We start from the raw sequence: 25,548 nt of genomic DNA on the forward strand, positions 1-25,548 counted from the left end.
TCTTCAACAAGATCAAACACTTCCGCCGTATCGCCACCCGCTTCGACAAGACGGCGGAAAACTTCCTCGCCGCCGTGAAGCTCGCGTCCATCCGCATCTGGCTACGCGGTTATGAGTCTACGGCCTAGAATCGCTCAGAGAGTTGGCTATGCTTCACGCATTGCTGGAAGCGAATGATTTGCCGAGGAAATCGTGAAAGAGATTGCAAGCGCCAAACTGGGAACAACCAATGGCGATGTGATGCTGCTGACGGAGGACGGGACGGAGTTGCGAATGCCTGTCGGCCTGCTCGTCACGCTCGCAAACCAGGCGCGCCGCCTTGTCGCCAGCGCCGACGCATTCCTGCCGGATGAACCTAGAGGCCCGGCTCCAACCCCGGTTCGCTCCTTCACTCTTGCCAGCCACGAGGCGACGGGCGACGTGGTGCTGCGCCTCGATCCCGGAACTGACTTCGAATTTCCGGTCCTGATGGATCATGGCCTTGCGACGCGTCTCTCCTTCGCCTTGCTAGGGACCTTGCACCGGCTCTCCGCCGATACGGAGACCGGCGCGGGCTGATATGCCGGACGGCAGCGAGAACGCCGCGCCCTGGGCATATCCTTGAGCAATTCCCGTCGGGCCGCGGTGCTTTCGTCTTTTCTCGGCCCGGAACGACCAGGAACAAATCCCCCACGCGCCGACTTTCCTTTCGGATGAGACAACGAGACGGAGAGCGCCATGCTGCGCGGAGCATTGCTTTGGATTATCGGCATTCCGCTGCCGATCATCATCATCCTTTGGCTGCTCGGTTATCTGAGCTGAACGGCGCGGGACTCACGCGTCGCCGTCGGCTCCACGACGCGCGGCATCGAGGAGGCGCCGGCATTCCGCCAGTTCCGCCAGCACGGCCTGCAGCGCGCGCCGTTGCGCCGCCGTGAGGCCGGAGGAGCCTGCCGATGCCAAAGTTGCCGCATCGGCCGCCGGACCGCGTCCCGACGGCGTCGACGCGACGGGCGCAGGGGTCGGCGGTGCCTGCATCAGCGCACCGTCGTCGAACAGGAACGCCCCGTCTTCGGGCGCATCGGCAAAGGCTGGCGTGTGCTTCGCATCGTCCACGTCGGCCCGCGCAACCGGCGCCGGCGCCGTGCCGTCCTGCCGCCAGATGGTCTCCACGTAGCGCACCCCCTCCTCCTTGAGGATGCGCTGGACGCCCTTGATGGTGTAGCCTTCACCGTAGAGGAGGTGGCGGATCCCGCGCAGGAGGTCGACATCGTCCGGCCGGTAATAACGGCGACCGCCGCCGCGCTTCAGCGGCTTGATCTGCGAAAAGCGCGTTTCCCAGAAACGCAGCACGTGCTGTGGCAGCTCGAGGTCTTCCGCCACCTCGCTGATCGTCCGGAATGCGTCCGGCCCTTTGTCCACAACAGGCCCCTACTTACTTGCCCCGCCGCCGGCCCGGCCGGCGGCGCCTGCCACATGCTCACAGCCGCATCGCCATCCCGAATGCGACGCGGCGGCCGCTCACGCCTCGTCGTCGCCGCGCTCGCCGTTGATGCGGGCGCGCAGCACGTTCGACGGCTTGAACACCATGACCCGGCGCGGCTCGATCGGCACCTCAACCCCCGTCTTCGGGTTGCGGCCGACGCGCTGGCCCTTGTCGCGCACCACGAAGGAGCCGAACGAGGACAGCTTCACCGTCTCGCCACTCGCCAGGCAGTCGCAGATCTCGGAGAGCACCATTTCGACGAGCGACGCCGATTCCGTGCGGGAAAGACCCACCTTCTGATAGACCGCCTCGCAGAGATCTGCGCGCGTAACCGTGCGACCGGCCATGACCACCTTCCCGCCCCGATTCAGAAAACAGGATTATCTATATGAATTTACAAGGTATTGGCAGCGGCAGGCGCGGTCAATGGTACATTCGCCCATTCGTTTGACGAAGGACGGGCACGAAAACGCCTGTCCCGAAGCGGAGCTGAGGCCCGGCGCTACCAGCGAACCAGCGCGCTGCCCCAGGTGAAGCCGCCGCCCATGGCCTCGAGCATGACGAGGTCGCCCTGCTTGATGCGCCCGTCCGCCCGCGCCTCCGCGAGCGCCAGCGGGATCGACGCGGCCGAGGTGTTGCCGTGCCGGTCCACCGTCACCACGACCTTTTCGGGTGCGATGCCGAGCTTGTGCGCGCTTGCATCAATAATGCGGCGGTTGGCCTGGTGGGGCACGAACCAGTCGAGATCGTCGGCCGTGGTGCCGGTCGCCTGGAAGGCATCCTCGATGACGTCGGTGATCATGCCGACGGCGTGGCGGAAGACTTCGCGTCCCTCCATGCGCAGGTGCCCGACCTGACGGTTGGAGCCCGGCCCGCCGTCGACATAGAGCTTGTCGCGGTGACGGCCGTCGGAGCGCAGATGCGAGGTCAGCACACCGCGATCGGCGTTCGTGCCCGCGCCCTCCCCGGCCTCCAGCACGACAGCGCCAGCACCGTCGCCGAAGAGCACGCAGGTGGTACGATCCTGCCAGTCGATGATGTGGGAGAAGGTCTCGGCGCCGATGACGAGCGCGCGCCGGTGCGAGCCGGACGTCAGGAACTTGTCGGCGGTCGCGACGGCGAAGACGAATCCCGAACAGACCGCCTGCAGGTCGAAGGCCGCGCCGTGTGTCATGCCGAGTGCGGACTGGATCTGGGTGGCGGTTGCCGGGAAGGTGTAGTCCGGCGTCGACGTGGCGCAGATGATGAGGTCGATTTCGGCCGGCGTGAGGCCGGCGTCGTCGAGCGCTGCCTTCGCGGCGGCAAGGCCGAGGGACGACGTCGTCTCGCCGTCGGCGGCGATGCGCCGCTCGCGGATGCCCGTGCGCTGGACGATCCACTCGTCGGAGGTGTCGACCATTCCGGCGAGCTCGGCGTTGGTCACAACGCGTTCGGGAAGATAGGAGCCGCAACCGCGGACGACCGACCGGATTCGGGACACTTTAAGAGAACTCCTCAAGCCTCGGCCACGGCCGAGGGGTGCACCTGCGCAATCGTCTCGCGGATGGTGTCGGCGAGCGAATGGCGCGCCATGTCGTAAGCGAGTTCGACGGCACTTGCAAAGCCAAGGGCGTCGGTGCCCCCGTGGCTCTTGATGACGACGCCGTCGAGGCCAAGGAAGACACCGCCGTTGGAGCGGCGCGGATCCATCTTCTCCCTCAGCGCATCGAAGGCGCCCTTGGCGAAGAGATAGCCGACACGCGCCAGCAGGGTGCGTCCCATGGCGGCGCGCAGGTAATGGGCGATCTGCTTGGCCGTGCCTTCGGCCGTCTTCAAGGCGATGTTGCCGGCGAAGCCCTCCGTCACCACCACATCGACCGTGCCCTTGCCGAGATCATCGCCCTCGACGAATCCGCGGTAGTCGATGAGCGGGATATCCGCCTCGCGCAGGCGCTTGCCGGCTTCCTTGACCGCCTCGTTGCCCTTTACTTCCTCGACGCCGACATTGAGGAGGCCGACGGTGGGCCGCTCGATGTCGAGCACGATGCGCGCAAGCGCGGCGCCCATGACGGCGAGATCGACAAGATGCTGCGCATCGGCGCCGATAGTGGCGCCGACATCAAGCACGACGCTCTCCCCGCGCAGCGTCGGCCACAGGGCGGCGATGGCGGGACGGTCGACATTGGCCATCCGCTTGAGGCAGAAGGTAGCCATCGCCATCAGCGCGCCGGTGTTGCCGGCGGACACCGCGACGGCGGCGCGCTTGTCCTTCACCGCCTCGATGGCGCGCCACATAGACGACTTGTAGCGCCCGGCCCTGAGCGCCTGGCTCGGCTTGTCGTCCATACGCACCGCAACGTCCGTGTGGTGCAGTTCGGAAACGGCCTTGAGCGCGGGCTGGGCATCGAGCAGCGGCTGAACGACCGCCTCGTTGCCGTAGATGACGAAGCGCAGGTCCGGCCGCCGCTCGAGGGCGATGGCCGCTCCCGGAATCACAACAGCGGCACCCTGGTCTCCACCCATGGCGTCGAGTGCGATGGTGACCGGTCGTGACATAGGTTCAGCCCGAACTCCCGAAATGCGTCCCCACGTGCAAGGGACGGCGGACAATAGCGAAGCGCACGTCCCCCGCAACTCGAAAATGCCTTGCGGCGCTCATTGCCCCTCGCGCCGGGGCAGGTTCTTCAGCACGGCAAAGGGCGATGTCTTGCCATCATCGCCACCCTCGTACTGGAATTGCGCCCCCGGCTTGCGCGGATAGGGATCGAGCCCGAGGGCAAAGAACTCCGCGGTGACAGCGCCGAGATCGACAGCGCCGCCGACGATCTCGTCGGGCTCGTCCTCTGCGGGTGTCTCGCCCGCCTCCGGTTCCTCGAAGGCGGCGCGCCAGCGCTCCAGCGCCGGCGTCGACATGAAGGTGACATCGACTTCCTCGCGCATGTTGGTAGCGAACGGCTCCAGTGTGACGACGCAGGTCTGAATCAACCCGGCCTCGACAATCCCGGTCACATGAATGCGCTCGCTCGTGCCCGTCAGGCTGAACGAGCCGACGAGCCTGTCGATGGGGCCCGTACCGAAACGTCTGGCAAGCTCTGCCCGTTCGGCCTCGCTCGCTTCCACCGTCACCTCGAGGCCCGCAGCCGGAACATCGGCAACGGCGATGGGGCGGGACAGAAGCGCATCGGACGCCGCGGTCATGGTCAGGTCCTTTCAACGAATCGTACAGCAGGCGGGAAGGGATCCGGCCGCTGCAACAGGGCATCGAAGTCGAGGCCGTCGAGATCGGCCGCGCTCGCCCGCACGTAGGCGGCCAGCGCGGCATGGCGCTCGGCGGGTTCACCGAGGCGAACGGCAAGAAGGCGCCGCAGTTCCGTCTCGTCTCCGGCATCGACGGCGGCCGCATAGCGCCGCATGCGGTCGTTGAAAATGCCGGCGAGCGCCTTCATGCGCTTGGGCACGGCAAGGTCGCTGGTGCCGAGCTCGCGCAGCGCGCGATCAAGCTCGCGGAACATCACGTCGACCAGATCCTGCCCGGCATCGGGCGCCGGCGCGGACAGCGCGTTGAGCCGCCGCACGATGAGCGCGACATGCAGCACCAGCGCCTCGAAGCGGCCTTCCGCCGTATCGGGAAAGCCGAGCTCAAGGAACAGCGCAGGCTGGCGCGCCGCCCTGGCGACCCGTTGATAGAGGTCCTCGATGACGTCGTTGGGACGCCGGCGACGCAGAAAAGACAAGATCATGCCGACCTTCTTAACCTTCTCACCACGCCTTGCAAAAGGCCCGCGTGCGCGCTACGGCATCGGCGGGTCCCATCGCAAGTCCGGGGCGGAGCCCCCGGTCCCATAACACAGGTGGACGGTATGGCATTGCGAAAGTCTCTATCTTTCCAACGCATCGCGGCGCGTTGTTTCGTCGGCGCGACCTTGGCGATGGGGCTCGCAGCCTGCAGCAGCACCACCGAGACCCTGACCAAGGGCTATGTGATCGACGAGCGCGTCGTGGCCGAGATGAAGCCCGGCACGAGCGTGGAGAAGGTGCTGGAGCGGATGGGCACGCCCTCCACCGTCTCGACGGTCGGCAACAAGACCTTCTATTACATCAGCCAGACCTTCGAGCGGCCGGTGCAGTTCATGAGCCCGCGGCTCGTCGAGCAGCGCGTGCTCGCCATCTATTTCGACAAGAACTTCAAGGTCGAGCGCCTCGCCAACTACGGCCTCAAGGATGGCGTCGTGTTCGACTTCATCACCCGCACGACGCCCACGAGCGGCTCCGAGCTGTCGCTGATCGGCCAGTTGCTGCGCGCAACCGGCGGCGGCGGAGGGGCGACATTCAACCCCTTCGGCGCCTGACCGGCGCCATCCGGAAACAGGAAACCCCGCGGCATCGCTGCCGCGGGGTTTTTCTATGTGCGCGGCGCTTCACTACATGTGGGCGAGGATCGCCAGCAGCAACAGCGCCACGATATTGGTGATCTTGATCATCGGGTTCACAGCCGGGCCGGCAGTGTCCTTGTAGGGGTCGCCAACCGTGTCGCCCGTCACGGCCGCCTTGTGAGCGTCCGAACCCTTGCCTCCATGGTGTCCCTCCTCGATATACTTCTTGGCGTTGTCCCAGGCACCGCCGCCCGACGTCATCGAGATGGCGACGAAGAGGCCGGTGAGGATGACGCCGAGCAGCATGGCGCCGACCGCGGCGAAGGCGTTGTTCTTGCCGGCGATGGCGAGCACGATGACATAGGCGACGATCGGCGAGAGCACCGGCAGGAGCGAGGGAACGATCATCTCCTTGATGGCCGCCTTCGTCAGCATGTCGACGGCACGGCCGTAGTCCGGCCTGTCCTTGCCCGCCATGATGCCCGGCTTCTCGCGGAACTGGCGGCGCACCTCCTCGACTACGGCGCCGCCGGCCCGGCCCACCGCCGTCATGCCCATGCCGCCGAAGAGGAACGGCAGCAGGCCGCCGAACAGGAGCCCGACGACGACGTATGGGTTGGACAGCGAGAAATCGACCGAGACGCCCGCGAAATAGGGAAACCGCTCGGCATTGGCGACGAAGAAGTTGAGGTCCGAGGTGTAGGCAGCGAAGAGCACCAGGGCACCGAGACCAGCCGAGCCGATGGCATAACCCTTGGTGACGGCCTTCGTCGTGTTGCCGACAGCATCGAGTGCATCGGTCGACTTGCGCACGTCCCCCGGCAGGCCGGCCATCTCGGCAATCCCGCCGGCGTTGTCCGTCACCGGCCCAAAGGCGTCGAGCGCGACCACGAAACCGGCCAGGGCCAGCATGGCCGTCACGGCAACGGCAATGCCGAAGAGCCCAGCGAGAGAATAGGTCACGACGATGCCGGCGACGATGACGAGGGCGGGCAGCGCCGTCGACTCGAGCGAGACGGCGAGGCCCTGGATGACATTGGTGCCATGGCCCGTGACGGAGGCCGCGGCGATGGATTTCACGGGCCGGTAGTCGGTGCCGGTGTAGTACTCCGTGATGATGACGATGAGGGCCGTGACGACGAGGCCGATCGCCCCGCACCAGAAGAGATCGCCCGCCGTGAAGCTGGTGCCGCCGCCGGTCGTCAGCACCGTGCCGAAGCCGCCGAAGATGAGCCAGGTGACGATGGCGAGCGCGACGAGCGACAGCACGCCGGTGGCGATGAAGCCTCTGTAGAGCGCGCCCATGATCGACTGGTTGGCGCCGAGCTTGACGAAGAAGGTGCCGATGATGGACGTGACGATGCAGACGCCACCGATGGCAAGCGGATAGAGCAGCACGGCATCGAGCACCGGCTGGCCGACGAAGAAGATCGCGGCGAGTACCATGGTGGCGACGACCGTGACGGCATAGGTCTCGAAGAGGTCGGCCGCCATGCCGGCACAGTCGCCAACGTTGTCGCCGACATTGTCGGCGATGGTGGCCGGGTTGCGCGGATCGTCCTCCGGGATGCCGGCCTCCACCTTGCCGACAAGGTCGCCGCCGACATCAGCGCCCTTGGTGAAGATGCCGCCGCCGAGACGGGCGAAGATCGAGATGAGAGAGGCGCCGAAGCCGAGCGCCACGAGCGCGTCGACCACCGTGCGGTCGGCGACGGTGAGGCCCATCGCCTGCGTCAGCACCGTGTAGTAGCCGGCGACGCCGAGGAGGGCGAGGCCGGCAACGAGCAATCCTGTGACCGCGCCTGACTTGAAAGCGAGGTCGAGGCCCGCCGCAAGGGAACGGGAGGCCGCCTGGGCGGTGCGCACGTTGGCGCGCACCGACACGTTCATGCCGATGAAACCGGCCGCTGCCGAAAGGACCGCACCGATCGCGAAGCCGATGGCCACCGTAAGCCCGAGAAACCACGCGAGCGCGAGGAACAGCACGATGCCGACGATACCGATCGTCGAATATTGCCGCCGCAGATAAGCCTGAGCGCCCTCCCGGATGGCACTCGCAATTTCCTGCATACGCTGGCTGCCGGCATCGGCCGCCATGACGGACTGAATGGTATAGACGCCGTAGACGATAGAAAGCGCGCCCGCGGCTATGATCAAAATCAGTGCGGTCATTTTTCCATCCCTAGTGAGCGGGAGGGATTGCACGCACAGGTTCCGGCCGTACGGCCGGATGGCCGACGTCTCACCCCCCGAGCCTCGTCGTTTTCTGGGGCTCGCGCTGAGGTGAACAAAAAAACCGGGCCAAAGCAAACGACTTTACGTGACGCGGGCCGGCTTTTTTCTGTTTGGAGGCGTTTTGGGTCTGCTTCAGGCCGAGATCTGGCGTGTCCGCAGGCGGGTCATCAGTTCCTGCACGCCGATCATCACGAGGACGAGCGTGACGAGGGGAAAGACGATCCAGTTCACTGTTTCCCAGCCGGCCACGTCGAGCAGCTTGCCCGAGGAGAAGGACGCGACGGCGACCGTACCGAACATCAGGAAGTCGTTCGCCGCCTGCACCTTCGCCCGCTCCTCGGGCCGGTAGCACTCGGTGACCATGGCGGTGGCGCCGATGAAGCCGAGATTCCAGCCGACGCCGAGCAGGACGAGCGACAGCCAGAAATGCGCCACCGCCAGCCCCCACAGGGCGACGCCCGCCGCGGCGGCGATGAGCAGCAGGCCGAGTGCGGTGGTGGCGCTGTGGCCGATGCGGTTGATGAGACGGCCGGTGACGAAGCTTGGCCCGAACATGGCGAGCACGTGCCACTGAATGCCAAGCGTCGCCTCCCCCACCGTATGGCCGCAGCCGACCATGGCGACGGGCGCGGCCGTCATCACGAAGCTCATCAGGGCATAGGTGACGGTGCCGGCGCTGACGGCCACGATGAAGCGCGGCGCCCGCACGATCTGCCACAGGGGCCGGCCGCCGCCATGGGCAGCCGCCGGCATCGGCACCGGCCGCAACATGAAGAGGATGGGCAGGGCGATGAGCGCGAGCGCCCCCTGGCCGAGGAAGCTGCCGACGAACGGCGCCCCGGGGAAGAGGTCGCGCGTGTGGATCGCGACCTGCGGCCCGATGACCGCCGCCAAGAGCCCGCCCACCATGACGAAGGAGATGGCTCGCGGGCGGAAGGCGAAGCTCGCCCCGTCCGTGGCCGCGAAGCGGTAGCTCTGAACGAAGGAGGAGTAGTTGCCGGCGAGGAATGTGCCGAGGCAGAAGATCAGGAAGGCGCCGACATAGATGCCGCCGGCCGCGACGAGCCCCGCGAGCGCGCCGAGGACCGCCCCGACGACATAGCCCGAGCGCCGGCCGAGATGGCGCATCAGCATCGCGGCGGGGATGGTGCCGGCGGCCACGCCGAGATTGAACAGGCTCACCGGCAGGGTCGCCAGCGCCTTGTCCGGCGCCAGCCATACACCGACGATGCCGCCGAGCGACACGACGATGGGCGGGCTGGCGGCACCGAAGGCCTGGGCTCCCGCCAGAATGATCGCGTTGCGCCGGGCCAGCCTGTCGTCGATCTCAACCACCGTCAGCCCTCGCTTCAACCGCCTCAGAAATGCCCGTAGGAGCCCCTGGCGAACTGCCGCTCGCCTGCCCCGTCGCGGATGGTCAGCCCGCCACCGGGGGCGCCCACGGTCCCGATCCGGGTCAGTGGCGTGCCGGCACTGCGGGCAGCCTCCACAAACCCAGCGACTCCGCTCTCGGGGACCGTGCAGAGGATTTCATAATCGTCGCCCCCCGTCGCGATGGCCTCAACGAGGGTCTCATCTGCGTCGAGCGCAGAACGCGCCGCGGTGGACAGGGGCAGAAGCGCGAGGTCGATCTCGCCGCCGAGCCGGGCGGCACGCAGCATCTTGGCGAAATCGCCGACGAGACCGTCGGAAACGTCCATCGCCGCCCGCGCATTCGCCCGGACGGCCGCGGCGAGATTCGTCCGCGGCCGAGGGTGGAGATAGCGATCGACGAGGCATGCCCGCTCCTCCTCCGTCAGGGCCGCCGCCCAGGCGCCAGCCTTGCCCGTGTGGAGCGCGAGGCCGAGCGCGGCATCGCCGATGGTGCCGCTGACGAGCACCGCGTCACCTTCGTGCGCACCCGTGCGCGGCACCATCGTGCCCTGCGGCACGGCACCGAAGGCGGTGATCGACAGCGTCAGAGGCCCGGGCGTCCGCACGGTGTCGCCGCCGAGCAGCGGGCAGCCATAGGCCGCCGCATCCTCGCCGAGCCCGGCGGCGAAATCGGCCATCCACCCCTCCGTCCAGCCGGGCGGCAGGGCAAGGACGAGCAGGAAGCCGCGCGGCGCGGCCCCCTTGGCGGCGAGGTCCGAAAGATTGACCCGCAAGGCCTTGCGGGCGATGGAGCCCGGCGGATCGTCCGGCAGGAAGTGCACCCCGGCGACGACAGCATCAACCGTCAGGACGAGTTCCTCGCCCTCCGGCAGCGACAGGAGCGCCGTGTCGTCCTTGAGGCCGAAGCCGCCCTCGCCGGCGAGCGGCGCGAGGAAGCGCCCGATCAGTTCGTCTTCGCTGAAGGGTGAGCCGCCCGCCATGCCCGCCTCAGGGGCGCGTCGCGAGCTCGGCCGCCCGCACGCTGCGCGCCAGCGCGTCGAGCACGGCATTGACGAGGCCCGGCTCGTCCTCGTCGTAGAAGGCGCGGGCGACGTCGACATATTCCGAGATGGTGACGCGGACCGGGATGTCCTTGCGGAAGAAGAGCTCGTAGGCGCCGGCGCGCAGCACGGCCCGCAGCACCACCTCGACGCGCTTCAGCGGCCATCCCTTGGCGAGCGCCTCGTCGAGGCGGCGGTCCACGAGCTTCTGCTCACGTACCACGCCGGCGATGATGTCGCGGAACAGGTCGACGTCGGGCGCGCGGAAGGTCACGCCCTCGACCTCGCGGCCGATCCAGTGGTTCTCGAACTCGGCGACGGCCTCCATGACGCCCGTGCCGGCGATGTCCATCTCGTAGAGCGCCTGCACGGCGGCGAGCCGGGCGGCGCTGCGCATCTCGCTGCGGCTCATCGCAACACCTCCGCCAGCGCCCGCTTGTGGCGCAGCACGGCGAGTGCCGCCTCGGCCGCGCCGCCGCCCTTGTTCATCTCCGCGACACGGGCGCGGGCGAAGGCCTGCGCCTCGTTCTCCACCGTCAGGATGCCGTTGCCGAGCGGGATGCGGCGCGAAACCGACAGGTCCATCAGCGCGCGCGCGCTCTCGCCGGCGACGATGTCGTAATGGCCAGTCTCGCCGCGGATGACGCAGCCGAGCACGACCACCGCATCGAAGGGCCGGCCGGCAGCCTCGGCCGCATCGAGCGCAATAGCGGCCATGGCCGGGGCCTCGAGCGCACCGGGCACGGTGATGAGGTGGCTCTCGGCACCGGCCGCCGCGATGGCGGCCTCGGCGCCGGCCAGCAGTTCGTCGGCGATCTCGTCGTAGAAGCGCGCCTCGACAATGAGGACACGTGCGCCCGGCAGGGGCGCGGCGTCAAGTTGGGCTTGGCGTGGACCGGCCATGATGTTCTTTTCGTTTGCGCGGCGGGACGGGAACCCGCCCGGACAATCGGGACCGCAGCCGTCGCGGCCACGGGTTCGTCGATCAGGAAATCTTGCTCGCGTCAGTACCCCGCCGCTCGCGCCTCCGCAAGGCGGGCGGCGTAGCGCGCCATCAGATCGACCTCGATGTTGAGCGCGTCGCCCACCTTGCGGTCGCGCCACGTGGTGACCGCGATGGTATGCGGGATAAGCAGCACGGAGAAGGTGTCGTCGGCAACGCCGTTGACGGTGAGCGACGTGCCGTCGAGCGTCACCGACCCCTTTTCGGCGATGAAGGGCGCGAGCTCGCGCGGCGCGCGCACCGTCACCCGGGCGCTCGGCCCCCAGGGATCGTCCGCGCCGCCGGTCTCGGTGATGCCGTCCCAGCCGATGATCTCGCCGACACCGTCGACGTGGCCCGTGACGATGTGGCCGCCGAGCTCGTCACCGATTTTCAGCGCCCGCTCGAGATTGACGCGCGTGCCCACGTGCCAGCGCGGCACGGTGGTGCGCGCCAGCGTCTCGGCGGCGCAATCGACCTCGAACCAAGAGCCGCCTTCGCGCGGGCCCACCGCGACGACGGTGAGGCACGGACCGCCGCAGGCGATAGAGGCGCCAAGGGCGATGCCGGCCGGATCGTAGGCAGAATGAATACGCAGGCGCCTCAGCGTGCCCTGGAAGTCCTCGGCGGCGACCACCTCGCCCACATCCGTCACGATGCCGGTGAACATCAACGAGTCCTTTCCCAAAAGGCCAGATGGTCCTCGCCCGCCATGGCCTCGCCGAAGCGCACGAGTGCTCCCTCCCCCGCGAGCGCTTCCGCGAGCGCCGGGCCGAGCGCGGCGATGCCGGCCTCGCGCCCGTCATAGGCAAGGCTGGCCGTGATCAGCGTCACCTCGTCGACGAGATCGGCCCTCGCCAGCGCTTCCGCAAGGGCCGGTCCGCCCTCGCACAGGATGCGCGTCAGGCCGAGGCTGCCGAAGAGTTGCAGCATGGCGGTAAGATCCACCCGCCCGTCCGGTCCGGCGGCGACGCGCATGACCTCGACGCCGGCAGCACGCAGCGCCTGCTCCGCCGCGATGGGCGCGTTGTCCGTAGCAACAATCCAGGTCGGCCACGCGCTCGCGGTCCGGACTATTTCCGCCGTCGCCGGCGTGCGCAAGGCGCTGTCGACGACGATGCGCAGGGGCGACCGCTCGTCCATGCCCGGCAACCGCACGGTCAGTTGCGGATCGTCGGCGAGGACGGTGCCGACGCCGACCATGATGGCATCGGCATGGGCACGCATCAGGTGCACCCGGTCGTTCGCCGCGCGGCCGGTGATCATGAGTCGCGTGCCGGGCCGGGCGGCGATGCCGTCGGCCGTCTGCGCCAGCTTGATGTGCACGGCAGGGCGGCCTTGGGTGACGCGCAGGAAGTGACCGCGATGCTGACGGAAGGCCTCTCCCCCGCCGAGACCGACCTCGACGGCGATGCCGGCGGCGCGCAGCTGGGCATGGCCCTGGCCGCGCACGCGCGGATCGGCATCCTCGATCGCCGAGACGACCCGGGCGATGCCGGCCTCGACGATGGCCTGGGAGCAGGGCGACGTGCGGCCGTGGTGGGAACAAGGCTCCAGCGTGACATACATCGTCGCGCCGCGGGCCGCCTCGCCGGCCCGATCGAGCGCCACGCGCTCGGCATGCGGGCGCCCGCCGGGATGGGTCACGCCGCGCCCGACGACGAGCGAGCCCGCGGCCGTGTGAGCCACGATGACGGCACCGACGGAGGGGTTGGGGGCGGCATGACCGAGGTTGCGCGCGCCGAGGGCGAGCGCCGTCGTCATGAAGCCCGTATCGAGCATCTCTCGGGAACGCGCAGACGGCGCGGCGGAGAAGGCTTCCGGCGCAACCGCTGGTCCGGGCACGGTCAACTTTCCTCGTGCTCCCGCCTGAGGGGAATGATCTCTCCCCCGGCCAGCTCGCCGATGATCTCCTCGAAATCCTTGGCCTCGCGGAAATTGCGATAGACCGAGGCGAAGCGGACATAGGCCACGCTGTCGAGGTTGCGCAGCCCTTCCATGACGAGTTCGCCGATCTTCTCACTCGGGATCTCGGTCTCGCCTGAGCTCTCGAGCTGGCGCACGATGCCGTTGATCATGCGCTCCACCCGTTCCTCGTCCACAGAGCGCTTGCGCAGCGCGATGGAGACGGACTGCATCAGCTTGTCCCGGTCGAAGGGCACGCGCCGGCCGGAGCGCTTCACCACCGTGAGCTCGCGCAACTGGACGCGCTCGAAGGTCGTGAAACGCCCGCCGCAGTCGGGACAGATGCGCCGCCGGCGGATGACCGAATGGTCGTCCGTCGGGCGCGAGTCCTTCACCTGCGTGTCGAGATTACCGCAATAGGGGCAGCGCATGGCGCTTCTCCGGCCGTGGCGGCCTCAGGGATAGATGGGGAACCGCCGCGTCAGCTCGTGCGCCTTCTCGCGCACGGCGTTCTCCACCGCCGCGTTGTTCTCCTCGCCGTTCTTGGCGAGCCCGGCGAGCACCTCGCCGATGAGCTCGCCGACGCGCCTGAACTCGGCGACGCCGAAGCCGCGCGTCGTGCAGGCCGGCGTGCCGAGCCGGATACCGGAGGTGATCGTCGGCTTCTCGGTGTCGAAGGGCACGCCGTTCTTGTTACAGGTGATGTGCGCGCGGCCGAGCGCCGCCTCGGCCGCCTTGCCGGTGAGGCCCTTGGGGCGCATGTCGACGAGCATCAGGTGGTTGTCCGTGCCGCCGGAGACGACGGCGAAACCCGCCTCCACCATCGTGTCGGCGAGGACCTTGGCGTTCTCGACCACCGAACGGGCATAGACCTTGAACTCGGGCCGCAGCGCCTCGCCGAAGGCCACCGCCTTGGCGGCGATGACGTGCATGAGCGGGCCGCCCTGCAGACCGGGGAAGATGGCGGAATTGATCTTCTTGGCGAGGTCCTCGTCATTGGTGAGGATCATGCCGCCGCGCGGCCCGCGCAGGGTCTTGTGGGTGGTCGTCGTCACCACGTGGGCGTGGGGGAACGGCGAGGGATGCGCCCCGCCGGCCACGAGCCCCGCGAAATGGGCCATGTCGACCATGAAATGGGCACCGACAGCGTCCGCGATCTGACGGAAGCGGGCGAAGTCCCAATGGCGCGAATAGGCCGAGCCGCCGGCAACGATGATCCTGGGCTTGTGCTCGTGGGCGAGGCGCTCGACCTCGTCCATGTCGACGCGCTGGTCGTCCTCGCGCACCGTGTAGTGCACGGGGCGGAACCACTTGCCCGACATGTTGGGCTTGGCGCCGTGCGTCAGGTGCCCGCCCGCGGCGAGGTCGAGGCCCATGAACACGTCGCCCGGCTGGGCGAGCGCCATGAACACGGCTTGGTTGGCCTGCGAGCCGGAATTGGGCTGCACATTGGCGAAGCGGCAGTCGAACAGGCGGCAGGCACGCTCGATGGCGAGTTCCTCGGCGATGTCGACGAACTGGCAGCCGCCGTAGTAGCGGCGCTTGGGATAGCCCTCGGCGTACTTGTTGGTCATCACCGACCCCTGCGCCTCGAGCACAGCTCGCGAAACGATGTTCTCGGAGGCAATGAGCTCGATCTCGGTCTGCTGGCGGCCGAGCTCGAGCGCGACGGCACGGGCGATCTCGGGGTCGGCATCCGCCAGCCCGGCCGAGAAGAAGCTGTTGGACAGATGGGACGGAACGGCGTTGCTCGCGCTCATGGCTTCACCTCGACTTCAGGTCACCGGATCCGGGTCACCGACGATCGGGGGCCGCCCGCCTCCCGAGGCGCTGGACGGGACGTCCAGCCGGGGCGCAAGCCTTTCGTGTGATGACCTACGATATGTTGGGGCGGGCCCTCTCGTCCCGCACGAGAGGTGCATAACACTTCGCTCGACGAGCGCCAACAGGCACCGGACGCTCAACGGCGTCGCACCCGCTGCATGGGCAGGCGCCTGCAACAAGAGACAGCGGCCCGCCAAGGGACGGGCCGCTTCTCGATCGGTCGATGGCAGGTCAGTTGACCGGCTCGGTCTCTTCCGCCTGGGCCGCCGCCATCACGTTCTGCACGCCGAGGCCGTCGCGGTTGTAGACGTCGTCGCGGAACTGCACGATGCCGTCGGGCGACGCCCAGGCCGTGATGTACGTCCAGTAGACGTTCACCGGCCTTGCGAGGCGGGCGTCGATTCGCTCGCCCGAGGCGATCGCCTGGTCGATCGCCGCGCGATCCCAACCGGACGTCTCCTTGAGCAGCCAGGTGATGTAGTCGCGCACGTTCTGCACGCGCACGCAGCCGGACGAGACGAAGCGGAAGTCGTCGCCGAAGATGCCCTTGGCCGGCGTATCGTGCATGTAGACGCCGTGCGGGTTGGGAATGTTGATGCGCACGAAGCCCATCGAGTTGAGGTCCGCGCCGGGATCCTGCCGGAACATGTAGCGCGTGGCCTCGTCGGAGTTCCAGTTGATGCTCTGCGGCGGGACTTCCTGACCCTGGCTGTTGTAGACGCGGATCTTGTTGTCCGACAGGTAGGTCGGGTCCTGCCGCATCTTCGGGATGAGGTCCTTGCGGATGATGGAGGCAGGCACCGTCCAGAACGGGTTGAAATTGATCTCGGTGATCTTGGCGTTCATGATCGGCGACTGACGGTCGATCTTACCGACGCCGGCGGCATGACGGCTGACGACCTGCCCGCCCTCGACCGTCTCGACGAGGGCGGCCGGGATGTTGACGATCACGTAGCGCTCGCCGAGGTCGCCCGAGAGGGCGCGCAGACGCACCAGATTGATCTCGAGCTGGCGCAGGCGGGTATCGACCGGCACGTTGAGCGCGGAAACGGTCGGCCCGTTGACGACTCCGGTCGCATTGAGGCCATGCCGCGCCTGGAAGCGCTTCACCGCGGCCTCGACGTAGGTGTCGAACACCGGCGAGTTACCGGCGGACGGCTCGAGGTCACCGGACAGGATGAGACGCTCGCGCAGGGCGACGACGCCCGGGCCCTTGGCGCCCATGCGCAGCCGCTGGTTGGATGAGACCTGGCCCCAGCCGCCTCGCGCCGCGATCTCGCGATAGTGCGCGATGGCCTGCTCGGTGCCGACGATCGCCTCCTGCGATACCGTCGGCATGAAGGAGCGCTGCACCCGGATCCGGGGCGCCGCATCGTAGCCCTGGCTCCACTCGGCCTGGGAGGCGATCACCATGGGCTGCTGGGCGCCGGCCGGAGCCGAGAGGGCGGCATACGTAACCGCGATGGCGCCGGCAAAGGCGGAGGCATGGAGTTTGGAAACCGAAATGCGCACTGGCAGGAATCCTGATCGTCGAATTCGCTGTGACTGCCGGCGGCGCACAAGAACGCCGCCACATCGCCGCCCGTAGGGACGACTGACCCTAATTAAACCGTCTACGGTTAATCAAGCGTGAGCTGTCGGCGAGCACTCGGGCCAATTTGTGGCAGGCGGCGCCATGATCCGGCCCCATCGCGCGCAAAAATCCGGGCGCTGCAATTATGCAACATCCGGCGACCGTGCCGGGTCGCCGGACGCCTTGCGATTCATGAAAAGGGACATCAGAGCCGGTAGCGGATCTGATCCGTCCAGTAGCGCTCGAGCCGTACGAGGGCCTGATTGAGGTTGCGGAAATCCTCGGCCGTGACGCCGCCGATGGCCTCGATCGTCCGCGTGTGCTTGTCGTAGAGCGTGGACACGATCTCGTGAACCTCGCGCCCGCGGTCGGTCAGGCTGATCCGCACCGAGCGGCGGTCGACCCGCGAGCGCGCATGGTGCAGGTAGCCCATCTCGACGAGCTTCTTCACATTGTAGGACACGTTGGAGCCGAGATAGTAGCCGCGGGTGCGCAGCTCGCTCGCTGTCAGCTCCTTGTCGCCGATGTTGTAGAGCAGCAGCGCCTGCACGGCATTGACGTCCGTGCGCCCGCGGCGCTCGAACTCGTCCTTGATGACGTCGAGCAGACGGCGATGCAACCGCTCCACCAGCGTCAACGCCTCCAAGTAGAGCGGACCGATTTCAGCGTCTATGGAATGAACCGGCGTCGGCTCTACCGTCTTCATCACAGTCCCCATCATACGCCCCATCGCCTGTTACGCAGGCCGGATTGTGATCTTCCGGCCTTTTATGAGGAGTACGATAGCCTGCGCCGATGAAGACGAATTTAAGCAATAGGATGAATCAAATCTTTGCGAAACGTCGTGAATCAAACCTCAACGATCCCTCGGTCATTACGTCCATTCGGCAGACATGCCTCATCTACTCCTTCCCGCATTCGCTGCAGGCTGTCCCTCATTGCAACCGACGTTGACGCCCGGTGCAAGGGAAAAGATCGCCAGCCGGTGCATTTCCCTTGCAATGAGTCCGCAAAGGAAGGCCGCCGAGCACAAGACATCAGTCTTCCTGGCGCGCCGCTTTCCATGAAATCGCGAGATAGAGCAGGATGAGCGAGACGAATGCGCTCAGCGTCATGGCATTGCTCATGACGATACGCGGAAAGAACAAGGCGAGAATGATGTGGCTCGTGACGGCCAGAAGCCACATCACGCCGCCCCACGTGCTCGTCAGCCACAGGCCGACGGCCGCCACGAGGTCGATGACGGCGAAGTAGATGATGGTGGCCTGGAAGGACAGCGAGCGCGCCTCGAAGGCGACGCCCTCCCCCGGGCCGAAGCCGAGCAGCACGGCCCAGGCGCCGAGACCCTTCACCAGCCAGGCGCAGGCCATCACGCGCATGAACCAGACGAGCATCTGGTCCCAGCGCAGGGCGGCCGCCCGCTCGTGCAGGGCGATGGCATCGAGCAGCCCGCGCGTCGTGCCGGGTGGTTCGCCCGGCTGCCCGCCACGGGCCTCGTCGTCTCCGCCGTGCTGGAACATGCCCATCACCCCTTTCCGCCGGGAAGGGCCGGCCATCTCAATCGATGGCGAGGTCGCCTTCCGGTAAAGGGGCGAAATAAGCCGCGATCGCCTCGCTTGTCACCTCCTCGACGCGCTGCGGGCGCCATTTCGGCGCCTGGTCCTTGTCCACGATCACGGCGCGCACCCCCTCGTAGAAGTCGTGCCCTTCCGCGATGCGCGAGACGATGCGGTACTCCAGCCGCATGGCCTCGGCGAAAGTGAGGCTGGCGCCGCGGCGCATCTGCTCGCGGGCAATCGCCATGCTGGTCGGCGACTTGGTGCGCATGAGCGCCGCCAGCCTGCCTGCATTTTCAGAGCTTTGGCCAGTTTCGCTCAGCAATCGATTCAGGATGTCGGGGATGTCCGCCCCGGCAAAGCAGCGGTCGATCATCGCCCGCTCGCCGGCGAGCGGCGGCGCGCCGGGATCGACGGCATGGGCGGCGAGCACCGCCGCGATGTCGCCGCCCGCGCATAAATCGTCCAGCACCTGCCCCATGGCCGAGGAGGCGACCGCGTGGGTGGCGATGCCGAGGGCGCAGGCATCGGCAAGGCCGATGCGCTCCCCCGTCACGGCGAGATAGGTGCCGGCGGCGCCGGGCAGCCGCGGCAGGGCGTAGGTGGCGCCGACATCCGGGAAGAAGCCGATGCCGACCTCCGGCATGGCGAACATCAGCTTCTCGCTCGCCACCCGGTGGCTGCCGTGCAGGGACAGGCCGACGCCGCCGCCCATGACGATGCCGTCGATAAGCGCGACATAGGGCTTGGTGTAGCTCTTGATGCGGGCGTTGAGCTTGTACTCCTCGCCCCAGAAGGTACGCGCCTCGTCGATGCGCCCTTCCCGCCCGAGATCGTGCAGCCGGCGGATGTCGCCGCCGGCACAGAAGGCCCTGCCGCCGGCCCCGGTGACGACGACGCGGGTGACGGCCGGATCCTTCTCCCAGGCGTCGAGCGCGGCGCGCATGGCGCGCACCATGCCGAGGGTGAGCGCGTTGAGCGCCTTCGGACGGTTGAGTGTGACGACGCCGGCAGCGCCGCGCCGCTCGCACAGGATTTCCGCTTCCGCCGCCTGATCGGACTGCACGTCGTCTCCTCCCTCAAGGTCTTGCATCGAGCACGTCTTCGACGGGCAAGGTGCCGGCGCGCGTGCCAAGCGTCAACGCGCACCGGCGCGGGGCACGGCGGGGAAAAATGCACGGCCCGGTGTGGCGAATGGCTGTGCGGCATCGGCACGTCTTCCGGGCCGCCGCGCGATCATGCTAGGGCAAGGGGGCACGATGGACAGCGACGGCGCCAGGCCGGACCTGCATGAAGCGCCCGACCTGCGGCACGAGCGAGACTTCGAGAGCGACACCATGACATCCAAGACCGTCAGCCCCCTCGACGAGCGCAAGCGTGCGGGCGGGGAGATGCTCGCCGCGCCGGCCCTGCCGGTGCCCGTCAAGCGCCCGCGCCGCAACCGCAAAGCGCAGTGGGCCCGTCGGCTGGTGCAGGAGAACGTGCTGACGACGAACGATCTCATCTGGCCGCTCTTCGTCATCGCCGGCGACAAGCTGCGCGTGCCGGTCGCCTCCATGCCGGGCGTCGAGCGGCTGTCGGTCGACATGGCCGTGCGCGACGCCGAGCGGGCGGCCGCGCTCGGCATCCCGGCGATCGCCCTCTTCCCCTATACGGACCCGGCCCTGCGCGACGAGGCCGGCAGCGAGGCCCATAATCCCGACAACCTCGTGTGCCAGGCCGTGCGCGCCATCAAGCACGCCGTGCCGGAGGTCGGCATCGTCACCGACGTTGCGCTCGATCCCTATACCAGCCATGGGCATGACGGCGTGCTCGCGGGCGAGACCATCCTCAACGATGAATCGGTCGCCCTGCTCGTGCGGCAGGCGCTGGTGCAGGCCGAAGCCGGCTGCGACATCATCGCCCCGAGCGACATGATGGACGGGCGCGTCGCTGCGATCCGCGCCGCGCTCGACGGGGCCGGCTTCCAGAACGTGCAGATCATGGCCTATGCCGCCAAATATGCCTCCGCCTTCTACGGGCCGTTCCGCGACGCCATCGGCACCAGCGCGACGCTTGTCGGCGACAAGCGCACCTACCAGATGGACCCGGCCAATTCCGACGAGGCCATGCGCGAGATTGCCATGGATCTCGAGGAAGGCGCCGACATGATCATGGTCAAGCCGGGCCTGCCCTATCTCGACATCGTGCGCCGGGCCAAGGACACCTTCGGCGTGCCGACCTTCGCCTATCAGGTGTCGGGCGAATACGCGATGATCGAGGCGGCGGCCCGCAACGGCTGGTTGGACGGCGAGCGGGCCATGGTCGAGAGCCTCCTCGCCTTCAAGCGTGCCGGTGCCGACGGCATCCTGACCTATTTCGCACCCCGGATTGCGGAGAAGCTCGGCCGCGCGCTCTAAAGGCCCCTTTCGCGGCGCGCGGCGCCCGCTACAGTGCGGCCATGCTGCGCCGCATCCTCCTGCTCCTTGCTGCCTGCCTTGCCCTTGCGGGCTGCGGGCGCGGCGTCGATGCGGAGCAGGCGCGCATCTGCCGGCAGGCGATCCCGGCCCTCAACGCCGATGGCGCGAACTTTCGCCTGTCGGAGCCGCGCCCCGGGCCGGGACGCAACGAGGTGCTGATCCAGTACGAGGTCGGCACCCCGCGTGGCACGCGCCGACGGACAATCACCTGCCGTTTCGCCGGCACCGGCTTTGCCGCGGGCAAGGCACGGCTCGTCGGCATCACGACCGAGCGGGGGGCGCTCAGCGACGCCTCCGTCTATTTCCTGCAGCGCTTCTATCTCGAGACGCCAGAGGCGGCTGCATCCGACCCGGAGCGGAGGGCGGGCGCAGCGCGCGTGCTGCAACTGCCCTCGCCCCTCGCCTACGGCCTCCAGCAGGCCCTTGCCGCTCTGCCGATGGCGGCGATCTACGGCCTCCTTGCGGCCTCCTATGCACTCATCTTCGGTCTCGTGCGGCGCATCATGCTCGGCTTCGGCGAGTTCGCCGTACTCGGCGGCATGGCGGCGACGCTGACCATCGCGCTCTCCGTCGCCGGCGGCGTCGTGACGCCGCTGCCGGGCCTTCTGTCGGGTCTTGTCGTCGCGGTGATGGCGGGCGCCCTGCACGGGCTCGTCGCGGGGCGGCTTGCCGTCGTGCCACTGCTGCGCCTCAAGGGCCAGCAGATCGTCATCGTGACGGTCGGGCTCTCCATCGCGCTCGCCGAATACCTGCGCCTCGCCCAGGGCGAGAGCGGACGCTGGGTGCCGCCGGTGTGGAATGCGACACTCGGCATTGCCGGGACCCGCGATTTCCTCGTCACCGTCACGCCCATGTCGCTCCTCGTCACCGCCACGGGCGCGCTGGCGGCCGGACTCCTCATCATCCTGCTGGCACGCACGCACTTCGGCCGCGCTTGGCGGGCCTATGCCGACGATCCCGTGGCCGCCGCCCTTTTCGGCATCGACGGGCGCGTGCTGTTCTCGCTCACCTTCGCCCTCGCGACCGGCCTTGCCGCGCTCGCGGGCTTCCTGATGGTCGCGCAATATGGCGGCGTCGGCTTTTCCGGCGGGCTGGCACTCGGGCTGAAGGCGCTCGTCGCGGCGGTCGTCGGCGGCATCGGCTCGGTCGCCGGCGCGCTCGCCGGAGGACTCATCATCGCCGCAGTGGAGGCCGCCTGGTCGGCGGCCCTGCCGATCGAGCTGCGCGACATCGCGGTCTACTGCCTGCTCGTGCTATTCCTCGTGCTGCGGCCGGGCGGGTTGTTCGGCGAACGCCACCTTGTGCCGCGCGAGATATGAGCCGCCGCGCAGCATCTGCGATAGGCCGCGCGGTCGGCGTCGATTAAGGGGAGCGGCTGGCAAGCCATGCTGGAGGACGTATCGGGAATGACCGCTGAGCGGCACGCCATCACCCTCGCGGATGTCGAAGCGGCGGCGGCCATCGTCGCCGGAAAGGTGCTGCGCACCCCGATGATGCCCGCTCCGCGCCTGTCGGCGCTCACCGGCGCCGAGGTCTTCGTCAAGCACGAGAACATGCAGGCGACCGGCTCCTTCAAGGAGCGCGGCGCGCTGGTGAAGCTGACGCGCCTCACCGACGACGAGCGCCGGCGCGGCGTCATCGCCATGTCCGCCGGCAATCACGCCCAGGCGGTCGCCTATCACGCGCGGCGGCTCGGCATTCCCGCCACCATTGTGATGCCCGAGGCGACGCCCCTCGTGAAGGTGGAGAACACCCGGGCGCACGGGGCGCGTGTCGTCCTCTTCGGCGAGACGCTGTACGAATCGGCCGAGCGGGCCCGTGCCATCGCCGCCGAGGAAGGGCTCGTCTTCGTCCACCCCTACGACGATCCGGCCGTCATGGCGGGTCAGGGCACCATCGCGCTCGAGATGCTGGCCGACGTGCCGGACCTCGACACGCTCGTCGTGCCCATCGGCGGCGGCGGCCTGTTCTCCGGCATCGCCGTGGCGGCGAAGGCGCTGAAGCCCGGGATCGACGTCGTCGGCGTCGAGGCCCTGCTCTACCCCTCCTTCCACAATGCCATCACGGGCGCCGACCTGCCCATCGGCGGACCGACACTGGCCGAGGGCATCGCGGTCAAGACCGTAGGCACGATGACGCTGCCGATCGTGCGGGCGCTCGCGAGCGAGATCATCCTCGTCGAGGAAGCGGCGATCGAACGGGCGGTCAACGCCTATGCCACCCAGCAGCGCACCATGGCGGAGGGCGCGGGCGCGGCCGGCCTCGCTGCCATGTTCGCCCGGCCGGAGCGCTTCAGCGGCAGGAAGGTGGGGCTCGTCCTGTGCGGCGGCAACATCGACGCGCGGCTCCTCGCCTCGGTGATGGTGCGCGAGCTGGAGCGGGCGGAACGGATCGTCTCCTTCCGCATTACAACGAGTGACAGGCCGGGACTGCTCGGCCGTGTCGCCAGCCGGCTGGGGGAACTCGGTGCCAATATCCTCGAAGTTTCGCACGGGCGCCTCTATCTCGATGTCCCGGCCAAGGGGGTCACCATCGACCTCACGGTCGAGACCCGCGATGCCGAGCACACCCGCGCCATCCTCGCCGCGCTCGAGGCGGACGGGCTCGCTCCGCGCCGGGTCGATGCCCGCGGCCTGAGCGAGACGCCGTGAGGCACCACGACCAGCCGCCCCCTCGAAACAGGACAGGATCCATGAGTGAGAACATGCCGACGCTGCCGCCCGAGGCCACCGCGGGCGTGCTGACGCCACGCCTCTTCGCCTATCTCGTCGACATCTGCGTCATCGCCGTGCTCATGGTGATGCTGTTCGTCATCGTGGCGGTGCTCGGGGTCTTCACCTTCGGGCTCGCCTGGTTCCTGTTCCCGCTCGTCGGGGCAGGCACGGGCGTGCTCTACAGCGCGGTCACGGTGGGCGGCAGCCGGCAGTCGACCATCGGCATGCGCATGTTGGGCCTCAGGGTGATCGGTCCCGGCGGCACGCGGGTCGACTTCATCACCGCAGCCGTCCATGCTCTCCTCTTCTACGTCGCGGCCGGCACCGTGCTGGTGCTGGTGATCGACATCCTCGTCGGCCTCCTGCGCGACGACCGGCGGCTGCTGCACGACGTGCTCACGGGGCTGACGATCGTGAACGCACGGTAACGGCGCTTGAGCGCCGTCAGGGCGGTGGTATCGTCAGTGGATACTCTCGCGGGCGATGGACGGAGGGAGGAACGAGGTGACGACGCAACCGCGCGACGCGCCGCAGTTCTACCTGACGGCGCCCTCGGCCTGCCCCTATCTGCCGGGTCGGGAAGAGCGAAAGGTCTTCACTCATCTCATCGGCCGGCGGGCCGCCGAGATCAACGACATCCTGACGCAAGGCGGCTTCCGCCGCTCGCAGACCATCGCCTACCGCCCGGCCTGCGAGCACTGCAAGGCCTGCGTCTCGGTCCGCATCGTCGTCGATGCCTTCCGGCCGGGGCGTAACCTGAAAAGGGTGCTCCGGGCCAATGCCGACCTCGCCGGCGCCATGGGCGAGCCGATCCCCACCTCCGAGCAATATTCGCTCTTCCGCCACTATCTCGAGGCGCGCCATTCCGACGGCGGTATGGTGGACATGACAATGCTCGACTACGCCATGATGGTGGAGGATAGCCACGTGCCGACGCGCCTCGTCGAATACCGGCGGCGCGGGCCAGATACGGGCATCAACGGCCGCGGCACGGGCGACCTCGTGGGGGTGGCACTCACCGACGTGCTCGGCGACGGCCTGTCGATGGTCTATTCCTTCTACGATCCGGACGACGGCGAGCGCAGCCTCGGCAGCTTCATGATCCTCGACCATATCGCCAAGGCACGGCGCCTCGGGTTGCCTTATGTCTACCTCGGCTACTGGGTCGAGGGTTCGCGCAAGATGGCCTACAAGGCCCGCTTCCTGCCGCAGGAGCGGCTCTATCCGCAGGGTTGGGTGCGCTTCGGCTGAGGGTTCCCGCGACACTCCCGTTTCCCGGACGCATGCAGCGGAGCGGAATGCGACCCGGGGACCAGCGCAATGACTCGCCGGAGGCGCCGAGATGAGTCCCCAGGGCACGACGGCGCACCCCGGTTTCGGCCCCTTGCCCCAGCTTTCCCACATCGACGGGCTTGACGACGGCGCACAGCCAAGGAAGTGTCGCGGCATCGATTAGGAGTCCCCTGATGTCGTACACCACCTCCACCCCTCATGCCGCGCCCCTGGCGCGTCTTGTCGGTTCCTCCGCCCTGCGCCGGGCCACCGTCGTGCTTCTCGGCAGCTGGCTCATCGCGGCCTCGGCTTGGATCGAGGTGCCGATGTATCCGGTGCCCATGACGATGCAGACCTATGCGGTGCTGCTGGTCGGCGCGCTCTGCGGCTGGCGCCTGGCGAGCGAGACGCTGGTGGCCTATCTCGCGCAGGGCCTCGCCGGCCTTCCGCTCTTCGCCGGCGGCAATGCCGGGCTCCTCTACGCCATGGGGCCGACGGGCGGCTATCTCGTGGGCTTCCTCCTCGCCGCCGCCTTCGTCGGCTGGCTCGCCGACCAGGGCTGGAACCGCCACTACGGCAAGCTCGCGGTCTCGCTCCTCGTCGGCCACCTCATCGTCTTCGTGCCGGGCGTCGCCTGGCTCGCCCATCTCATCGGCTTCGAGAAGGCGATCGCCGCCGGCTTCGTGCCCTTCATCCTCGGCACGGTGCTGAAGTCGGCCCTCGCCTATGCGAGCGTCGTGGCGCTCGACCGCCGGCGCTGAGCGCGCGACACGATTCGATCCGGAAGGGCGGGCCTC

Annotated in this window: 27 protein-coding genes and 1 pseudogene; 9 read left to right on the plus strand and 19 right to left on the minus strand. The window is 68.2% G+C overall.

The features are described from left to right. Positions 1-128 (plus strand): annotated as a pseudogene (locus P2T65_RS20085) (IS5/IS1182 family transposase); the annotation flags it as partial. A gap of 64 nt (positions 129-192) precedes the next feature. Then, a complete protein-coding gene (locus tag P2T65_RS20090) occupies positions 193-558 on the plus strand; it encodes a hypothetical protein (RefSeq protein WP_157672591.1) in 366 nt (121 codons plus the stop codon). A 255-nt stretch (positions 559-813) separates the two neighbouring features. On the opposite strand, the gene P2T65_RS20095 is transcribed toward P2T65_RS20090, so the two are convergent. From P2T65_RS20095 to P2T65_RS20120, 6 genes are all read right to left on the minus strand, one after another. Continuing rightward, positions 814-1,401: a MerR family transcriptional regulator gene (locus tag P2T65_RS20095; RefSeq protein ID WP_276200561.1), complete on the minus strand. Its 588-nt coding sequence runs from the start codon at positions 1,399-1,401 to the stop codon at positions 814-816. A 99-nt stretch (positions 1,402-1,500) separates the two neighbouring features. Continuing rightward, positions 1,501-1,812, minus strand: a complete 312-nt coding sequence (locus tag P2T65_RS20100) for an integration host factor subunit alpha (RefSeq protein ID WP_055460596.1) — start codon at positions 1,810-1,812, stop codon at positions 1,501-1,503. A 155-nt stretch (positions 1,813-1,967) separates the two neighbouring features. Next, entirely contained in the window at positions 1,968-2,945 is a 978-nt protein-coding gene (locus tag P2T65_RS20105) for a beta-ketoacyl-ACP synthase III (RefSeq protein WP_055460595.1), read from the minus strand. A 14-nt stretch (positions 2,946-2,959) separates the two neighbouring features. Then, positions 2,960-4,000: a phosphate acyltransferase PlsX gene (gene plsX, locus P2T65_RS20110; protein WP_055460594.1), complete on the minus strand. Its 1,041-nt coding sequence runs from the start codon at positions 3,998-4,000 to the stop codon at positions 2,960-2,962. A 99-nt stretch (positions 4,001-4,099) separates the two neighbouring features. Then, positions 4,100-4,642 carry a DUF177 domain-containing protein gene (locus P2T65_RS20115; protein ID WP_055460593.1) on the minus strand — a complete coding sequence of 181 codons (543 nt, stop codon included), beginning with the start codon at positions 4,640-4,642 and terminating at the stop codon, positions 4,100-4,102. 2 nt (positions 4,643-4,644) lie between these two features. Next, positions 4,645-5,184, minus strand: a complete 540-nt coding sequence (locus tag P2T65_RS20120) for a ubiquinol-cytochrome C chaperone family protein (protein WP_055460592.1) — start codon at positions 5,182-5,184, stop codon at positions 4,645-4,647. Between the two features lie 189 nt (positions 5,185-5,373). Here P2T65_RS20120 and P2T65_RS20125 point away from each other — a divergent pair, with 189 nt between their 5' ends. After that, positions 5,374-5,793, plus strand: a complete 420-nt coding sequence (locus P2T65_RS20125) for an outer membrane protein assembly factor BamE (RefSeq protein WP_096335183.1) — start codon at positions 5,374-5,376, stop codon at positions 5,791-5,793. Between the two features lie 72 nt (positions 5,794-5,865). Here the strand turns inward: P2T65_RS20125 and P2T65_RS20130 are convergent, their stop codons facing one another. The 13 genes from P2T65_RS20130 to P2T65_RS20190 all read right to left on the minus strand — a co-directional run bounded on the left by P2T65_RS20130 (position 5,866) and on the right by P2T65_RS20190 (position 19,372). After that, positions 5,866-7,989, minus strand: coding sequence for a sodium-translocating pyrophosphatase (locus P2T65_RS20130; RefSeq protein WP_055460590.1), 2,124 nt, complete (start codon positions 7,987-7,989; stop codon positions 5,866-5,868). A gap of 195 nt (positions 7,990-8,184) precedes the next feature. Beyond that, entirely contained in the window at positions 8,185-9,387 is a 1,203-nt protein-coding gene (locus P2T65_RS20135; RefSeq protein WP_055460589.1) for an MFS transporter, read from the minus strand. Positions 9,388-9,410: 23 nt separating this feature from the next. Then, a complete protein-coding gene (thiL, locus tag P2T65_RS20140) occupies positions 9,411-10,406 on the minus strand; it encodes a thiamine-phosphate kinase (RefSeq protein ID WP_055460588.1) in 996 nt (331 codons plus the stop codon). A gap of 7 nt (positions 10,407-10,413) precedes the next feature. Then, entirely contained in the window at positions 10,414-10,878 is a 465-nt protein-coding gene (gene nusB, locus P2T65_RS20145) for a transcription antitermination factor NusB (RefSeq protein WP_063186015.1), read from the minus strand. Next, positions 10,875-11,369 (minus strand): 6,7-dimethyl-8-ribityllumazine synthase, encoded by a 495-nt coding sequence (gene ribH, locus P2T65_RS20150; RefSeq protein ID WP_055460586.1) that lies wholly within the window; start codon positions 11,367-11,369, stop codon positions 10,875-10,877. The genes nusB and ribH overlap by 4 nt, the downstream gene beginning before the upstream one ends. A 101-nt stretch (positions 11,370-11,470) precedes the next feature. Then, complete coding sequence (locus P2T65_RS20155) at positions 11,471-12,118, minus strand: riboflavin synthase (protein ID WP_055460585.1); 648 nt, start codon at positions 12,116-12,118, stop codon at positions 11,471-11,473. Next, positions 12,118-13,230: a bifunctional diaminohydroxyphosphoribosylaminopyrimidine deaminase/5-amino-6-(5-phosphoribosylamino)uracil reductase RibD gene (ribD, locus tag P2T65_RS20160; protein ID WP_055460584.1), complete on the minus strand. Its 1,113-nt coding sequence runs from the start codon at positions 13,228-13,230 to the stop codon at positions 12,118-12,120. Before ribD ends, P2T65_RS20155 begins: the two co-directional genes overlap by 1 nt. Before the next feature lie 65 nt (positions 13,231-13,295). Beyond that, positions 13,296-13,784, minus strand: a complete 489-nt coding sequence (nrdR, locus tag P2T65_RS20165; RefSeq protein WP_055460583.1) for a transcriptional regulator NrdR — start codon at positions 13,782-13,784, stop codon at positions 13,296-13,298. 24 nt (positions 13,785-13,808) lie between these two features. Next, positions 13,809-15,113, minus strand: a complete 1,305-nt coding sequence (glyA, locus tag P2T65_RS20170) for a serine hydroxymethyltransferase (RefSeq protein ID WP_276200562.1) — start codon at positions 15,111-15,113, stop codon at positions 13,809-13,811. 295 nt (positions 15,114-15,408) lie between these two features. Beyond that, entirely contained in the window at positions 15,409-16,590 is a 1,182-nt protein-coding gene (locus P2T65_RS20175) for a L,D-transpeptidase family protein (protein ID WP_245282555.1), read from the minus strand. A gap of 365 nt (positions 16,591-16,955) precedes the next feature. Further along, positions 16,956-17,456, minus strand: coding sequence for a winged helix DNA-binding protein (locus P2T65_RS20180; RefSeq protein ID WP_055460581.1), 501 nt, complete (start codon positions 17,454-17,456; stop codon positions 16,956-16,958). 331 nt (positions 17,457-17,787) lie between these two features. Next, entirely contained in the window at positions 17,788-18,276 is a 489-nt protein-coding gene (locus P2T65_RS20185; protein ID WP_245280609.1) for a DUF6163 family protein, read from the minus strand. Between the two features lie 31 nt (positions 18,277-18,307). Next, positions 18,308-19,372, minus strand: a complete 1,065-nt coding sequence (locus P2T65_RS20190; protein WP_245280608.1) for an enoyl-CoA hydratase/isomerase family protein — start codon at positions 19,370-19,372, stop codon at positions 18,308-18,310. Between the two features lie 325 nt (positions 19,373-19,697). Here P2T65_RS20190 and hemB point away from each other — a divergent pair, with 325 nt between their 5' ends. The 6 genes from hemB to P2T65_RS20220 all read left to right on the plus strand — a co-directional run bounded on the left by hemB (position 19,698) and on the right by P2T65_RS20220 (position 25,512). Beyond that, positions 19,698-20,705: a porphobilinogen synthase gene (gene hemB / locus P2T65_RS20195; RefSeq protein WP_276200571.1), complete on the plus strand. Its 1,008-nt coding sequence runs from the start codon at positions 19,698-19,700 to the stop codon at positions 20,703-20,705. A 41-nt stretch (positions 20,706-20,746) separates the two neighbouring features. Then, complete coding sequence (locus tag P2T65_RS20200; protein ID WP_055460579.1) at positions 20,747-22,084, plus strand: branched-chain amino acid ABC transporter permease; 1,338 nt, start codon at positions 20,747-20,749, stop codon at positions 22,082-22,084. Positions 22,085-22,171: 87 nt separating this feature from the next. Next, positions 22,172-23,416, plus strand: a complete 1,245-nt coding sequence (locus P2T65_RS20205) for a threonine ammonia-lyase (RefSeq protein ID WP_063186005.1) — start codon at positions 22,172-22,174, stop codon at positions 23,414-23,416. A 41-nt stretch (positions 23,417-23,457) separates the two neighbouring features. Next, the gene (locus P2T65_RS20210; protein ID WP_071923677.1) at positions 23,458-23,907 is read left to right on the plus strand and encodes an RDD family protein; all 450 of its coding nucleotides are present in this window, start codon (positions 23,458-23,460) and stop codon (positions 23,905-23,907) included. 76 nt (positions 23,908-23,983) lie between these two features. Next, on the plus strand, positions 23,984-24,730 hold the full coding sequence (locus P2T65_RS20215) for an arginyltransferase (protein ID WP_055460576.1): 747 nt from the start codon (positions 23,984-23,986) through the stop codon (positions 24,728-24,730). A 215-nt stretch (positions 24,731-24,945) separates the two neighbouring features. After that, on the plus strand, positions 24,946-25,512 hold the full coding sequence (locus P2T65_RS20220) for a biotin transporter BioY (protein WP_071923676.1): 567 nt from the start codon (positions 24,946-24,948) through the stop codon (positions 25,510-25,512). Positions 25,513-25,548 lie beyond the last annotated feature (36 nt).

Source organism: Chelatococcus sp. XZ-Ab1, assembly GCF_029309855.1.
Classification (GTDB): Bacteria; Pseudomonadota; Alphaproteobacteria; order Rhizobiales; family Beijerinckiaceae; genus Chelatococcus_A; species Chelatococcus_A sambhunathii.